Origin of the sequence: Streptococcus oralis subsp. dentisani, from assembly GCF_003944205.1 — a bacterium.
GTDB lineage: Bacteria > Bacillota > Bacilli > Lactobacillales > Streptococcaceae > Streptococcus > Streptococcus oralis_BH.
In genome coordinates, this window is the sequence record NZ_RJPH01000002.1 from 22,791 (window position 1) to 37,205 (window position 14,415).

Annotated in this window: 18 protein-coding genes; 4 read left to right on the plus strand and 14 right to left on the minus strand. The window is 40.9% G+C overall.

Features of this window, described 5'->3' with window-relative positions:
* Window positions 1-70 precede the first annotated feature (70 nt).
* The 3 genes from D8805_RS01930 to rpsP are packed head-to-tail and all read right to left on the minus strand — an operon-like array spanning window position 71 to window position 987.
* On the minus strand, window positions 71-412 hold the full coding sequence (locus tag D8805_RS01930) for a MazG nucleotide pyrophosphohydrolase domain-containing protein (protein ID WP_125415240.1): 342 nt from the start codon (window positions 410-412) through the stop codon (window positions 71-73).
* A gap of 43 nt (window positions 413-455) precedes the next feature.
* Window positions 456-695, minus strand: coding sequence for an RNA-binding protein KphA (gene kphA, locus D8805_RS01935; RefSeq protein ID WP_000379617.1), 240 nt, complete (start codon window positions 693-695; stop codon window positions 456-458).
* A 19-nt stretch (window positions 696-714) separates the two neighbouring features.
* Window positions 715-987, minus strand: coding sequence for a 30S ribosomal protein S16 (rpsP, locus tag D8805_RS01940; protein ID WP_000268760.1), 273 nt, complete (start codon window positions 985-987; stop codon window positions 715-717).
* 189 nt (window positions 988-1,176) lie between these two features.
* Between rpsP and D8805_RS01945 the strand changes: the two genes are divergently transcribed.
* Together D8805_RS01945 and D8805_RS01950 are read left to right on the plus strand one after the other, a co-directional pair.
* Window positions 1,177-1,983: a peptidylprolyl isomerase gene (locus D8805_RS01945; protein ID WP_125415241.1), complete on the plus strand. Its 807-nt coding sequence runs from the start codon at window positions 1,177-1,179 to the stop codon at window positions 1,981-1,983.
* Between the two features lie 27 nt (window positions 1,984-2,010).
* A complete protein-coding gene (locus D8805_RS01950) occupies window positions 2,011-2,250 on the plus strand; it encodes a zinc-ribbon domain-containing protein (RefSeq protein ID WP_125415242.1) in 240 nt (79 codons plus the stop codon).
* 42 nt (window positions 2,251-2,292) lie between these two features.
* Here D8805_RS01950 and D8805_RS01955 read toward each other — a convergent pair whose 3' ends face one another.
* From D8805_RS01955 to D8805_RS01985, 7 genes are all read right to left on the minus strand, one after another.
* Window positions 2,293-3,834 carry an ABC-F family ATP-binding cassette domain-containing protein gene (locus D8805_RS01955; RefSeq protein WP_125415243.1) on the minus strand — a complete coding sequence of 514 codons (1,542 nt, stop codon included), beginning with the start codon at window positions 3,832-3,834 and terminating at the stop codon, window positions 2,293-2,295.
* 1 nt (window position 3,835) lies between these two features.
* Window positions 3,836-4,315 carry a VanZ family protein gene (locus D8805_RS01960; RefSeq protein WP_125415244.1) on the minus strand — a complete coding sequence of 160 codons (480 nt, stop codon included), beginning with the start codon at window positions 4,313-4,315 and terminating at the stop codon, window positions 3,836-3,838.
* Between the two features lies 1 nt (window position 4,316).
* On the minus strand, window positions 4,317-5,402 hold the full coding sequence (gene rlmN / locus D8805_RS01965) for a 23S rRNA (adenine(2503)-C(2))-methyltransferase RlmN (RefSeq protein WP_061599238.1): 1,086 nt from the start codon (window positions 5,400-5,402) through the stop codon (window positions 4,317-4,319).
* 20 nt (window positions 5,403-5,422) lie between these two features.
* The gene (locus D8805_RS01970) at window positions 5,423-5,953 is read right to left on the minus strand and encodes a YutD family protein (RefSeq protein WP_125415245.1); all 531 of its coding nucleotides are present in this window, start codon (window positions 5,951-5,953) and stop codon (window positions 5,423-5,425) included.
* 154 nt (window positions 5,954-6,107) lie between these two features.
* A complete protein-coding gene (sodA, locus tag D8805_RS01975) occupies window positions 6,108-6,713 on the minus strand; it encodes a superoxide dismutase SodA (RefSeq protein ID WP_000974733.1) in 606 nt (201 codons plus the stop codon).
* Between the two features lie 69 nt (window positions 6,714-6,782).
* Window positions 6,783-7,820, minus strand: coding sequence for a DNA polymerase III subunit delta (gene holA / locus D8805_RS01980; RefSeq protein ID WP_125415246.1), 1,038 nt, complete (start codon window positions 7,818-7,820; stop codon window positions 6,783-6,785).
* Window positions 7,821-7,852: 32 nt separating this feature from the next.
* Window positions 7,853-8,788, minus strand: coding sequence for a dihydroorotate oxidase (locus D8805_RS01985; RefSeq protein ID WP_125415247.1), 936 nt, complete (start codon window positions 8,786-8,788; stop codon window positions 7,853-7,855).
* A 204-nt stretch (window positions 8,789-8,992) separates the two neighbouring features.
* Between D8805_RS01985 and gdhA the strand changes: the two genes are divergently transcribed.
* A complete protein-coding gene (gene gdhA, locus D8805_RS01990; RefSeq protein ID WP_125415248.1) occupies window positions 8,993-10,339 on the plus strand; it encodes an NADP-specific glutamate dehydrogenase in 1,347 nt (448 codons plus the stop codon).
* A gap of 31 nt (window positions 10,340-10,370) precedes the next feature.
* Window positions 10,371-10,856: a GNAT family N-acetyltransferase gene (locus D8805_RS01995; protein ID WP_125415391.1), complete on the plus strand. Its 486-nt coding sequence runs from the start codon at window positions 10,371-10,373 to the stop codon at window positions 10,854-10,856.
* Window positions 10,857-11,004: 148 nt separating this feature from the next.
* Here D8805_RS01995 and D8805_RS02000 read toward each other — a convergent pair whose 3' ends face one another.
* The 4 genes from D8805_RS02000 to D8805_RS02015 form a co-directional block, all read right to left on the minus strand.
* Window positions 11,005-11,649, minus strand: a complete 645-nt coding sequence (locus tag D8805_RS02000; protein WP_125415249.1) for a TetR/AcrR family transcriptional regulator — start codon at window positions 11,647-11,649, stop codon at window positions 11,005-11,007.
* A gap of 16 nt (window positions 11,650-11,665) precedes the next feature.
* Complete coding sequence (locus tag D8805_RS02005) at window positions 11,666-12,670, minus strand: NADP-dependent oxidoreductase (RefSeq protein WP_125415250.1); 1,005 nt, start codon at window positions 12,668-12,670, stop codon at window positions 11,666-11,668.
* Between the two features lie 213 nt (window positions 12,671-12,883).
* Entirely contained in the window at window positions 12,884-13,252 is a 369-nt protein-coding gene (locus D8805_RS02010) for an EXLDI protein (protein ID WP_125415251.1), read from the minus strand.
* A 62-nt stretch (window positions 13,253-13,314) separates the two neighbouring features.
* A complete protein-coding gene (locus D8805_RS02015) occupies window positions 13,315-14,217 on the minus strand; it encodes a DUF2268 domain-containing protein (protein ID WP_125415252.1) in 903 nt (300 codons plus the stop codon).
* Between the last annotated feature and the right edge of the window lie 198 nt (window positions 14,218-14,415).

Here is a 14,415-nt window from a genome sequence, read left to right on the forward strand (position 1 = left end):
CTATTTCTAGGATTGGTATTTGCTAGCTAGCCTAAGCTTGGTGAAAAGTCCCTTTATTACTTAAAAGAGTTTATTTATGATTTTCTTGGAGACTTTCCAAAAACCCTTCCAAATCTCGTTCATGTTGGTACTTGATGGCAGCCTTCTTATCTTTGTCAAAGATGGTTTTGGTAAGATTAATATCATTGATGGCTGCAATTGCAACAGTGTAGTGAATGATATCAGCCAGTTCTTTAGCAAGTTCCTCGTTTGAATCCTGAACGCCCCCTTTTCTACCAGAGCGCCCATTCAAGACTTCAGCTACTTCTCCGACTTCCTCCACTAGCTTGATAAAGAGGCCTTCCTCAGTTCGAGATTGCTGGTAATGATCTAGTAAGTAAGCTTGTAATTGTCTAAACGTTAAATCCTTCATCTTCTCCTCCTCACAAAAAAAGCGAGACTTCTGTCCCGCTTTTTTATTTTTCATCGATAACGATTCTTACTTTTTTGTCTTCAGTTGGGACAGAGTAGACAATCGTTCTTATCGCTGAGATAGTGCGACCCTTACGACCGATAACACGACCGACATCGCTTTGGTCAAGATCCAAGTGATACTCCAAAAACTCTGGTGTGTCTTCAATCTTGATAGTTAAGGCATCTGGTTGTGAAATCAAAGGTTTCACAATCGCAATAATGAGATTTTCAATCGTATCCATCTGTCAACCTACTTTAAACTTATTTTGAGAATTTAGAATCGTGGAATTTTTTCAATACGCCTTCTTTTGAAAGGATGTTGCGAACTGTATCTGAAGGTTGAGCTCCATCAGCCAACCATGCAAGAACGCGGTCTTCTTTCAAAGTTACTTGGTTTTCAGCAACAAGTGGGTTGTAAGTTCCAACTGTTTCGATGAAACGTCCGTCACGTGGTGAACGTGAGTCTGCTACGTTGATACGGTAGAAAGGTTTTTTCTTAGAACCCATACGAGTCAAACGGATTTTAACTGCCATTTTTAATGTCTCTTTTCTTATTTTTTTATTTCGGTGAAATAGCTGAGCTATTTAGCACATGTTCTATTATAGCAGATTTCTGACAGGTGTCAAGAAAAAAACTTGACAGAGTTTTAAATTTTTTTAAACATTTGAAATCAATCTCCTTTTAAGGTACAATGGTAGAAATGAATTTTTGAGAGGAAAACAATGAAAAAACTAGCAACCCTTCTTTTACTATCAACTGTTGCCCTTGCAGGATGTACTAGTATCCAACGTGGTCTCCGTGGCGATGACTATGTTGACTCTAGTATCTCAGCTGAAGAAAGTTCTAAAGCAGCTGCTCAGGCTGCCAAAGATTTGAATGACGCTTTGACCAATGAAAATGCTAACTTCCCTCAACTTTCTAAAGAAGTTGCTGAAGATGAAGCCGAGGTCATTCTCCACACGAGTCAGGGTGATATTCGCATTAAGCTCTTCCCTAAACTCGCTCCTCTTGCGGTTGAAAACTTCCTTACTCACGCTAAGGAAGGCTATTATAACGGCATCACCTTCCACCGTGTCATCGATGGATTTATGGTCCAAACTGGAGATCCTAAGGGAGATGGTACAGGGGGCCAATCTATCTGGCATGATAATGATAAAACAAAGGACAAAGGAACTGGTTTCAAAAATGAAATCTCTCCTTACCTATACAATATCCGCGGAGCCCTTGCTATGGCTAACACTGGTCAACCAAACACCAACGGTAGCCAGTTCTTCATCAACCAAAACTCGACAGACATTTCTGCTAAACTCCCTACAAGCAAGTATCCAAAGAAAATCATCGAAGCTTATAAAGAAGGCGGAAATCCTAGCCTAGATGGTAAACACCCTGTCTTTGGTCAAGTCATCGATGGTATGGACGTTGTTGACAAGATTGCCAAAGCTGAAAAAGATGAGAAAGACAAACCAACGTCTGCTATCACCATTGATAGTATCGAAGTAGTGAAAGACTATGACTTCAGCAAAAAATAAGCCATCAACAGATAAGGAGACGATGACATGATTTTATTTTGGGGTTCTAAAGGTTATCAGAAAGATTTGGGACATACGCAAACTGCGATCGAATGCGGTCACTGTAACAATGTCGACACTTGGGAGATCGTAGAAACTGGACGCAAGTTCACCCTCTACTGGATTCCACTTTTCCCTTATGGTAAAAATTACTTCGTTTCTTGTCCGATTTGCCACTACGGTAAAGAAATTGAGAAATCTGAAGTTGAAAGCTATTTAAATTACTAGTCAAAAAAGCCAAGTCATTTCGACTTGGCTTTTTTAGCGCTTTTAAGTTAACTTGTTAAAGTCCCAGATTTGGTCCATCCAGCCTTCATAGAAGTCCGGCTCATGGCAAACCATAAGGATGCTCCCTTTGTACTCTTTAAGCGCACGCTTGAGTTCCTCCTTGGCATCCACATCTAGGTGATTGGTCGGCTCATCAAGCACCAAGACGTTATTTTCACGATTCATCAAGAGACAGAAACGCACCTTGGCTTGTTCCCCACCTGACAAGACCTGAATTTGGCTTTCGATGTGCTTAGTTGTCAAACCACAACGGGCAAGGGCCGCACGAACTTCTGCTTGGTTAAGTGCAGGAAAGGCATTCCAGACAGCCTCTAGTGGTGTTTGACGATTTCCACCTTCTACTTCCTGTTCAAAGTAGCCAAGTTCTAGATAGTCGCCACGTTCGACTTCTCCAGCAATTGGTGGAATAATTCCCAAGAGACTCTTCAAGAGAGTTGTTTTCCCAATACCATTTGTCCCGATAATGGCAACTTTTTGATTGCGTTCAAAGGTGAGGTTTAAGGGTTTGGTCAGAGGACGGTCGTAACCAATCTGCAAATCCTTAGCTTGGAAGATAAAGCGACCAGGAGTACGAGCCGGTTTGAAATCAAAGGATGGCTTTGGTTTCTCACTTTGGAGTTCAATGATGTCCATCTTGTCCAGTTTCTTTTGACGGGACATGGCCATGTTACGCGTTGCAACACGCGCTTTGTTTCGAGCCACAAAATCCTTGAGGTCGGCAATCTCTTTCTGTTGACGTTCGTAAGCCGCCTCCAGCTGAGATTTCTTCATGGCATAGACTTCTTGGAACTGGTAGTAGTCACCAGAGTAACGCGTCAACTGTTGATTTTCCACATGGTAGACGATATTGATCACGTCGTTGAGGAAAGGAATATCATGCGAAATAAGGACAAAGGCATTCTCATAGTTTTGAAGATAACGCTTGAGCCAGTCAATGTGTTCAGCATCCAAGTAGTTGGTTGGCTCGTCAAGCAACAAAATATCTGGTTTTTCAAGGAGGAGTTTAGCCAAAAGCACCTTGGTTCTTTGTCCGCCTGATAAGGCTGTTACATCTGTATCCATGCCATAGTCCATGACACCCAGAGCACGCGCTACTTCATCAATCTTAGCATCCAAAGTATAGAAGTCACGACTCTCCAAACGGTCTTGTAGTTCGCCAACTTCTTCCATGAGCGCGTCGATATCCGCTCCGTCTTCAGCCATTTCCATATAGAGGTCATTGATACGAGCTTCTGCTTTAAATAGCTCATCAAAGGCTGTCCGCAAGACATCACGCACAGTTTGACCTTCCTTTAGCACAGCATGCTGATCCAGATAGCCAGCAGTCACATACTTAGACCACTCTACCTTTCCTTCGTCAGGTAACATCTTACCAGTCACAATGCTCATAAAAGTTGATTTTCCTTCACCGTTAGCACCGACTAAGCCGATGTGTTCACCCTTGAGGAGACGGAAGGATACATCTTCAAAAATTGCACGGTCACCAAAACCGTGACTTAGATTTTTAACTTCTAAAATACTCATTCTAATTCCTTATCTTGTTTTTATGCAGTCCTTTATAAAGAACCCAAGCCAGATAGCCTCCCAGGGTATTGGTCCACAAATCATCAATCTCAAAGACGCGATTAAAATCAAAGAAAAAGTCTAAGACCAGTTGCGTACACTCAATTCCTAGGCTCAGTAGAAAGCTGAGAAGGAGGATTTTTTTCGTTTGCCGCAAGTTCGGAAAGAGATAGATCAGTTGAAAAACCAAGGGGAAGAGCAAGAAGACATTTAAAATGTTCTGCAAAAAGATCCAAAGGACTTGTCCCAAACTAGTCACTTCACCCAGTTTCCAAAAGGAATTTAAGGGAGTTAAAAGAAAAACCAGGCGTCCAAAAGTTTGAATACCTGGAGTTTCCACTCCTGTAGGAAGTTGAGGCTGGGGAGTGAAGCAAAAACAGACAATGCAAAGGCTGTAAACAGCCACTCCCAATCTTAGGAATAATTCTCTTTTTCTAGTCATTTTATGGATTCACCGCTGCGACTGCCTTCTGGCGGTCACGTTTCATTGTATTGGAGCGCAATTGTCCACAAGCTGCATCAATATCTGTACCATGTTCTTGACGGACAACACAGTTAATCCCTTTTTTCTTGAGGGTATCATAGAAGGCCATCACGCGCTCTTTGGGACTACGGCTATATTGGTCATGTTCACTAACTGGGTTGTAAGGAATCAAGTTTACATAAGACAATTTCTTGATGTTCTTGAGCAACTCAGCCAACTCCAAGGCTTGTTCAACACCGTCGTTGACTTCATTGAGCATGATGTATTCAAAGGTCACACGGCGATTAGTTGTTTCGATATAGTACTCAATAGCTGCGAAAAGTTTTTCAATCGGAAAGGCACGGTTGATTTTCATGATGCTTGAGCGCAATTCATTATTGGGTGCGTGAAGGGAAACAGCCAGATTGACCTGAACTCCTTCATTAGCAAAGTCACGAATTTTGTGTGCCAAACCTGAGGTAGAAACAGTGATGTGACGGGCACCGATAGCCATTCCCTTGTCATCATTGATGGTACGAACGAAATTCAAAACATTGTTGTAGTTATCAAATGGTTCACCGATTCCCATGACAACGATATGGCTGACACGCTCATCCTGACCACGCTCATCAAAGTATTTCTGAACCAGCATGATCTGCGCTACGATTTCCCCGTTATTGAGGTCACGTTGCTTCTTGATCAAGCCTGATGCACAGAAGGTACAACCAATATTACAGCCGACCTGAGTCGTCACACAGACTGATAAACCGTAGTGTTGACGCATGAGTACTGTCTCAATCAACATGCCATCTGGCAACTCAAAAAGATACTTAACGGTACCGTCAGCCGACTCTTGCACAATCCGTTGTTTCAATGGATTGACCACAAACTGGTCATTGAGCTTGGCAATCAAATCCTTGGAAAGGTTAGTCATTTCTTCAAAGGACTGGACACGTTTACGGTAGAGCCATTCCCAGATTTGATCTGCTCGGAATTTTTTTTCTCCCTGTTCTAATACCCATTCTTGCATGGTTTGACGTGTTAAACTATAAATAGACGGTTTCATCTTTTCTCCTTATTCTCTATCTATTTCTGACGAATGACAAAATGGCGCTGTCCCTTGTCCTCTTTCTGAGACTTTTGATCCTTATGACGACGCCTATTTCGCTTATCCGTATTTGGTTTTCTCTTGTTTTGCGAAGGTTTCTTGCCTCTTCTAGGAAGGTTTTCCTCATCCTTTTTACGCATTTTTTTGTCAAATGAAGCCCGTTTCGGTGCTTGATTTTCTAGAACAAAATAGGCACAACCATAACTACAGTACTCTAAAAGATAGTCCTGTAACCGACTAATCTTTTCATTTTTTTCCTCTGTTCGGTCGTCTTTGTAAAAGCCACGTAGACGGAGCTGTTCATTGCTCCAGTCACCCACGACATAATCAAACTTGGTCAACACTTCTGAAAAGCGTTGATTAAAGACTGTCACATCGAAGGCATCCTTGATATTTTCAACCAAGGTAAAAGCAATCCCTTCAGTCTCAACCTTATCCCCATTTACATGAAATTCTGGGCCAGGAAACTTGTTATAGTTGTATAATTCAGGTGCAATTTCTTTACGCATAGTCTTCCTTTTCCACGATTACTTAACACTCTATTCTACCATAATTTCTAGCAGTTAGCACGTTTCTCATAAAAATGAGAAAAGTCTGACGATTTTGTTAGACTTCTGCCATATAAAACAAAAAAGAGAAGAATGACTCTTCCCTTCCTATTCATTATTTTGCTGCTGCGTAGAGCTCGTCTACTTTGTTCCAGTTAATCACTGAGAAGAAAGCTTTGATGTAGTCAGGACGCACGTTGCGGTATTTCACGTAGTAAGCATGTTCCCAAACGTCCAAGCCCAAGATTGGTTTTTTACCTTCTGAGATTGGTGTGTCTTGGTTTGCTGTTGAAGTTACTTCAAGTTTCCCTTCTTTGTTGACAACCAACCATGCCCAGCCAGAACCGAAGCGAGTTGTAGCCGCTGCTGTAAAGGCTGCTTGGAACTCTTCAAATGAACCAAATGTTGCGTCGATTGCTGCTGCAAGTTCTGCTGATGGAGCTGTTTTTTCAGGAGTCATCAATTCCCAGAAAAGAGCGTGGTTCAAGTGTCCACCACCATTGTTGATAAGTGCTTGACGGATATCAGCTGGGATAGATTCTACATCAGCAAGCAAAGCTTCAAGGTCTTCACCGATTTCAGGGTGTTTTTCAAGAGCAGCATTCGCATTGTTAACGTAGGTTTGATGGTGCTTGTCATGGTGCAAGTGCATTGTTTCTGCATCGATGTAAGGTTCCAAAGCGTCATATGCGTATGGAAGGTCTGGTAAGATAATAGCCATCTGTAATACCTCTTTTTCTTTCTATATGAAAATGATAACGCAAACATTCACTTTTTTCAAGTTTTTTGCTCAATTCGCCTCTGTCGCAATCTGCAAGAGTACCTTTTCAAACAGGTACCCTTTTTCATAGACACCTGTCTTAATTTGGTAGTCTGTTTCAATCAAATAAGAAATCGCTCGCTTGAGAAAACTCAAAGAAATCCCTCTCGAATCTCTGAGTGCGAACTTGATTTGATAAGGATTAGGATTGCGCCCCAAGTAAGTCCCCAGACTGCTTGCAATCTGCGATTCCGTCTGACCAGCTTCTGATAAAATCTTCACTTGGGTAAAGGTTCGAAACTGTCCTAACATGACAGCTATGAGCTTGATCTCATCCTCCCCTTGCAAGGTCAAGTCTCTAACCAAGTCACGGGCCAGATCAATCTTCTTAGCTAAAATAAACTGAGTCAAATCAAAAATATTGTCCTGCAGGGTCTTTGGAATAGCCTCGACAATGTCCTTCTCCTCAATCACCCCGTCTGACTTATAGGACTGTAAAAAAAGGAGATTTTTCTGGATTTCACTAAATTGAAAACCAGATTTGATAAGTAGATTTTCAAAGGATTGCCCCACAAACTGCAGACCTTGTGTCTGACTCCACTTTTGGAAATACTGACGAATCTCTTGTTCCTTAGGTTCAATAGCATCAAAAACAGTCGCATCACGTTTGAGCAATTTGACCAGCCGTCTTTTACTATCTAACTTTCCTTCAGCAAAAATCAATAATTTTGTTGTTGGCGAAGGGTTATCAAGGTATTCTTCAAACGACTTGAGCTCATCATCTGTTAAAAAGCGTTTCTTGGCTGTTGTGATATCGACAAAATGGTCTAATATCACGATTTTTTCATCCGCAAAGAAAGGGAGACTGACCAACTCCAACTCTAAGTCTTTATAGGCTACTTCTTTCATATCAAAGTAAGCAAAGTTGAGATCAGCTGGATCATAACCAATCTGTTTCAACACTTGACTCTTCATAACTTCAAACTGACCCTGGTCTGTCCCTGTAAATAGGCTCAGGCTAGCTAGATTTGATAAAGTCAACTTCTGACTGTCTTCAATGGCTAGCATCTTCTCTCCTTTCTTCTGATTTTTTATTAAACTTAATCAATATAGCGCAATTTCCCACGGAAATCTTCTAGGCTCTCGTACCCTTTTTCCGCCATGATTGCTTTTAGTTCATTGGTAATGCGTTCAAAAGCACCGACGCCTTCTTTGTGGAGCGTCGTTCCTACTTGCACCATACTAGCACCGCAGAGGATATGTTCAAAGGCATCACGACCCGTTAGAACACCACCCGTTCCGATGATTTGGATTTGCGGATTGAGGCGTTGATAAAAGGCGTGCACATTAGCAAGAGCAGTCGGCTTGATATACTCTCCACCAATGCCACCAAAACCATTTTTAGGACGAATCACGACCGACTCGTCTTCTATGTAAAGACCGTTTCCGATAGAGTTAACACAGTTAACAAACTTGAGCGGATATTTGTTGAAAATAGCTGCCGCTTGGTCAAAGTGAACAATATCAAAATAAGGTGGCAATTTGATCCCAAGAGGTTTGGTAAAGTAGGTAAATACTTCTGCCAAGATACGGTCTGTTGTCTCAAAATCATAGGCAATCTGAGGTTTTCCTGGAACGTTTGGACAAGAGAGATTAAGCTCTGTCAGTCCTTTGAATTCACTCTCTTGAACTTTTTTCAAGATGGCATGTGTTTCTTCTGGAGACATGCCAACTAAAGATAGGAAGAAAGTTCGGTTTGGCTCTTTTTCCTGTAAGTCCAAAAGATAGTCCAGATAGTAGTCTAAGCCATTATTTGGTAAGCCCATGGAGTTGATAGAACCAAGTGGAACATCCTGGTATCGTGGCTCAGGATTGCCCTGACGAAAGTCCAAGGTAGCAGTCTTCGTAACAAAAGTACCTGCTGCTGAGTTTTTGACCCCTTCTAGTTCCTCTATCGTCATACAAGCCACACCCGCTGCATTCATCAAGCAATTGTCAAACTCAAAGCCAGCTATTTGTGTTTTCGTTGATACCATGATTCTGATCCTCCAGATTCCTTTTATTTCTAATATTATACCATACTTTAAGATTTTCTCTTTGAGAAACTAATTTCTATATAAAACGTTCGGTTTTGTAAATTGAAAGAATTTTTTGAAAATTTCTGTTTTTTTCTTTACACTCAAAAAAAATTCTGCTATAATGGCTCATGTAATAAAATATAACAACAAAAGGAGAACGATATGACATCTGCTAAAGACTATATCCAAAGCGTGTTTGCAACTGTGAAAGCTCGTAACGGGCATGAGGCTGAATTTCTCCAGGCGGTTGAAGAATTCTTCAGCACCCTAGAGCCTGTATTTGAAAAACACCCTGAGTATATCGAAGAAAATATCTTGGCACGTATCACTGAGCCTGAACGCGTGATTTCTTTCCGTGTTCCTTGGGTGGACCGTGATGGAAAAGTACAAGTCAACCGTGGTTACCGTGTTCAATTCAACTCAGCTGTTGGACCATATAAAGGCGGACTTCGTTTCCACCCAACTGTAAACCAAGGGATCTTGAAATTCCTCGGATTTGAACAAATCTTTAAAAACGTCTTGACTGGCCTTCCAATCGGTGGAGGTAAAGGGGGATCAGACTTCGATCCTAAAGGAAAGACTGACGCTGAAGTGATGCGCTTCTGCCAAAGCTTTATGACAGAATTGCAAAAATACATCGGACCATCACTCGACGTCCCAGCTGGCGATATCGGTGTTGGTGGACGTGAGATTGGTTACCTTTACGGACAATACAAACGTCTTAACCAATTTGATGCGGGTGTCTTGACTGGTAAACCTCTTGGATTTGGTGGTAGCTTGATTCGTCCAGAAGCAACTGGTTATGGTTTGGTTTACTACACTGAAGAAATGCTCAAAGCCAACGGTAACAGCTTTGCTGGTAAGAAGGTTGTGATTTCAGGTTCTGGTAACGTAGCCCAATACGCTCTTCAAAAAGCGACTGAACTTGGTGCAACTGTTATCTCTGTATCTGACTCAAATGGTTATGTCATCGATGAAAATGGTATCGACTTCGACCTTCTAACAGATGTGAAGAATAACCGTCGTGCACGTTTGACTGAGTACGCTGCTGAAAAAGCCACTGCTACTTACCATGAAGGTTCTGTATGGACTTACGCTGGGAACTACGACATCGCTCTTCCATGTGCGACTCAAAACGAAATCAATGGTGACGCAGCTAAACGTTTGGTTGCTCAAGGCGTTATCTGTGTATCTGAAGGTGCTAACATGCCTAGTGACCTTGATGCGATTAAAGTCTACAAAGAAAACGGAATCCTTTACGGACCTGCCAAAGCTGCCAACGCTGGTGGTGTAGCTGTATCAGCACTTGAAATGAGTCAAAACAGCCTTCGCCTCTCATGGACCCGTGAAGAAGTTGACGGCCGTCTCAAAGACATCATGACCAACATCTTCAACACAGCTAAAACAACCGCTGAAACTTACGGTCTTGGTACTGACTACCTTGCAGGAGCAAATATCGCTGCCTTTGAAAATGTAGCCAATGCTATGATTGCACAAGGTATTGTTTAATTAGTCGATACATCCTATCGGAGGACAAATGATGAACTTACGGCCAATGGAAGTAAGAGATAATCCAGCTGTAGCGCAGCTCATTCGAGCTAGTCTTGAAGAATTCGGGCTTGACAAACCTGGAACTGTCTACTTTGATTCTCATCTAGATCATTTGGCCGACTACTATCAACAGCAAGAGAGAGCAGCTTACTTTATTCTGGAAGATGAAGGTCAGCTGGTTGGCTGTGGTGGCTTTGCACCTGTGTCTGATAAGATTGCTGAATTACAAAAACTGTATGTCACTAAAAATAGCCGTGGCAAAGGTTATTCCAGCAGGTTGATAAAGCGGATATTCCATGAAGCCCGCCTAGCAGGTTATGAACAACTTTATCTAGAAACCTCTACTGAACTGGCTACGGCCGTAGCCATCTATCAACACTACGGTTTCACATCACTGCAAGAACCACTTTCTAACGCCGTTGGCCACCCAGCTATGAATATCTGGATGATAAAATCCCTCTCATCAGATGAATAGATGGCAGTATACTAATGTAGCCAATGCTATGATAGTAAAGGTATTGTTTAAAATTCATTTGTTCAATCCTCAATCGCTCTGATTGGGGATTTTTATATTGGTTTTAAAAAAGCCCACTATTTCTAATAGTAAGCTTAAAAATCAAAATTCACTTTACTTCTACTAAGGCAGAAGATAGGCAGTCAACAATTTCGTTTACTGCTTCATCTATGTTCACATCTTCCTTATCATTCAACATCATTGGAAGAGCATAAGAAAGACTCAAGGCTAAAATATAACGAACGATTCTTTCATTTGACCACTCTCGAATAACACCATTTTCTTTAAACTGATTCAGAACTGGACTAATTGGCTTAATGATAGAGTGAACAATAACATTCCCTAACTGATCAGAAATAGTTTTATCAATAAAAGAACGGCTCAAGATAATTTTAACTTGCATTTGATTCTCCTGAATAAAAACTAGTCTATCTCGAACAATACTTCTTAAAAATAATGGAAAAGATTCTTGGTTTGCTGTAAATTTCTTCTCAGAAAAATCAGCAATCACATCTGGAATAACCTGTTCGAGAAAAGTTGACAGAATAGCTTCTAAGATGCCTTCCTTAGTTTTAAAGTAACTAAAAACGGTCCCTTCTGAAACTCCAGCCTCCTTAGCAATAAGGCTGGCTGTTGTATTTTCAAAGCCAATTTCTGAAAATAACTTTAGACTTGATAATAATACTTGACGTTGTTTTAAACTCAAGTTGCTATTTTCTAATGTCTGAGCATACTTTTGTTCTAAACTTTCCATTGCTGGCACCTCTCTGCTACTCTCTTACTTTTACAACTTTCTTACCTCGAGTGTGTCCCGACTTCAGACTACGATATGCCTCTCTAACAGACTTTAGAGAAAAATCATAAACCTGATCAATATTCAGCCGAACTTTCCCATCTGAGACCATTTCAGCTAAAGTTCTAAAATCATCGTATGTGGAATGTCTCGGACCAGTAAACTGAGCACCTTTTATCATAACATAGGGTGAAGGTACTAATGTCCCAATAGCTGTCCCTTTCAAGCCTAAACTAAAAGCCAATCTAACATAATCAGATCCATAACAATCCAAAAATTTTGTAATAGGCGTTGTACTAGCTGATAGAAGAGCCTTCTTGATATTCTCTTCGTAACTTACTGGTATGGCACCTAAGGACTTCAGATAATCTGAATTTTTCTTACTTGCAATTCCAATAACTGTCGCACCCTTAGCAACTGCATACTGTACTGCGATACTTCCAATACCACCTGCTGCTGCTGAAATAACTACAACATCTTTAGAGTTTAGCTCAATCTTTCTAAAAGCACCTCCAACTGTTAGAGAGGCTACACCCATAGTAGATGCATGGTTCATATCAATCATCTCTGGTTTCAACACAATTTCTGATTCATTGACACAAACTTCTGTTGCCAAAGCTCCCCTCTTGGTCCCCAATCCAGGGTCACTGATCATTGTTCCAAAAACCTTGTCCCCTACTGCAAACCGACTTACTCCTTCACCAATTTCTGTGATAACTCCAGCAAAATCCCGACCAACACCTCTTGGAAAGAGAGATGATTTTGACTCAAACCAACGACTTGGCTTCCTTAGTTTCGTCATAAAAGATAGAAAACGAAGTGGCTTTGCCCCCTCAAAAGTCTTATAATCAATAGGATTTAAACCAACTGCATAAACTTCTACCCTAACTTGATTCACTTCCAAAACATCAGATTTAATGTTCACCAAATCTAGCACTTCTTCATCACCGAAACGACCATACTGTATTGCTTGAACAACCATTTCATGAACTCCTTTGTTTATCTATATATTGAGTGAGCACTCAATCATTTTTCTCTGATTATACGCTTATTCTTCATAGATTTCAACTATACTGTTTCCAAAACTTCTAACTAAGTTAGCTGTTCATGATAAAAATAGATCTATTTTCCCTTATGAAAAATTATCAAACTATAAATTAGAGAAATCCGACTGCTTATGAAAGCAGTCGGATTTTTATATATCTAATTTTTCAAAAAATTTGCCTGTCGCTTGCTTTTCTTTTAGCTTCTCCAGCAGCTCATCCTCTAGAAAAGGACTCAGGTCGTCAAAATCTTGGCAAACCTTAAAAACCGTCTCTCTGTCCAACTGGCCATAAGCTAGTTCATAATAGTCCTTATTATGATGCCAGTTCTGGTCATAGTTGATATCTTTCCGTTGATAGTAAACAATGTTTTGCTTCGGTGTCAGGTAAAGCTTCTGTGTTAGAATACTTTTCTGATCTTTGGACAACTTGCTACGACTGAAAATCTTAACACCTTGAAAGATCTTGCGCTCATGGATACCTTGATTTGTAACTTTTAATTCAACTCTTTTATAGTGCATATAGTCACCTCCAAAAATTACTTTCATTATATCAAACTCTGGCAGATTTGCAAGCAAAAGTATCATTTCCAAAAGTCTTTAGTCGCCTCTAAAATCTCTTCTGTAGGCGTCACTGTAGCCTCAATAATGTTCTTGCCAGTCTTTTTCAGATAGGCTTGTATCAGATGATAGCCATAAGCATAGCCTGCAGCATAGGGCATACCAACCGGAATTTGACCCTGTATCTTCGCGATTTCATCACCGTATAGATAAGGAGCCATTTCCGCCATCCCTGTTAGCTGAAGCTGACTTGAGATGATGGGCTTAATCTCTTCTAACTGCTCGGAACTAGTTGAAGTGACCCAGGATCCGATGAGCTCTTTACCATAGAGCTCAGCAGCAAAAGACTCTGCTAATCCTTCACTGACTACCCAGTCTGCTAGTGTCGTCTGCTGGTTCCATTTGATAAATTGGAAGCGAACATTATGGTTGCACTCGTGGGCCAGAGCTGCCTGCACACGTGGCAAAGTATAGTCGTTTGGTAGCAGACTAAGCATGAGGTAGCCTGGAATTCCACCATCTCCACTATAACCCTTATTGAGCTGTAACATGGGCTTTTCAGGGTTGCCCAATAAAATAGTAAAATGGTAATCCTCAACCTCTAAGTCATAGCCAGCCTGCTCAAAAAGACCAATACTCCTCTTGATGGTATTCTGGCAGTCTTGCCAGAGTTGATCAGAGCTCAGAGCGTCGATAGCTGGTCTATCCTTCTCTGACAGAGCTCCGGGTAGCTGATTCATAAAACCAAGTAGGAACAAAGCATCAAATCCTCCGGGATACTTGGCTTTCAGAGGAATATGTTGAGTTTGGTATTTCGTAGCAAAAGGTGCTAATATTTTAGCTCGAAAACAGCCCTCTCTCTTTTCCAAAGGAAGCTCGAGCATCTCTTGGTAAACTTCATCTGAACGAATCATATTGATTTGCATAGTAATCTCCTTTCTTATCTATTATTAGTATAATCCCTTACCTAAGGTCAGAGTCAAGAAGAAAATTGAATTTCTATCAAGATTCTAGTAACTGTTAGAAAAAGCACCCTAGAACTTTCGTATCAGACTATAATTTAGAGGTAGATTTACCATTCTAAACAGAAAAAACCGCTACTCCTAAGAATAGCGGTTTAATCA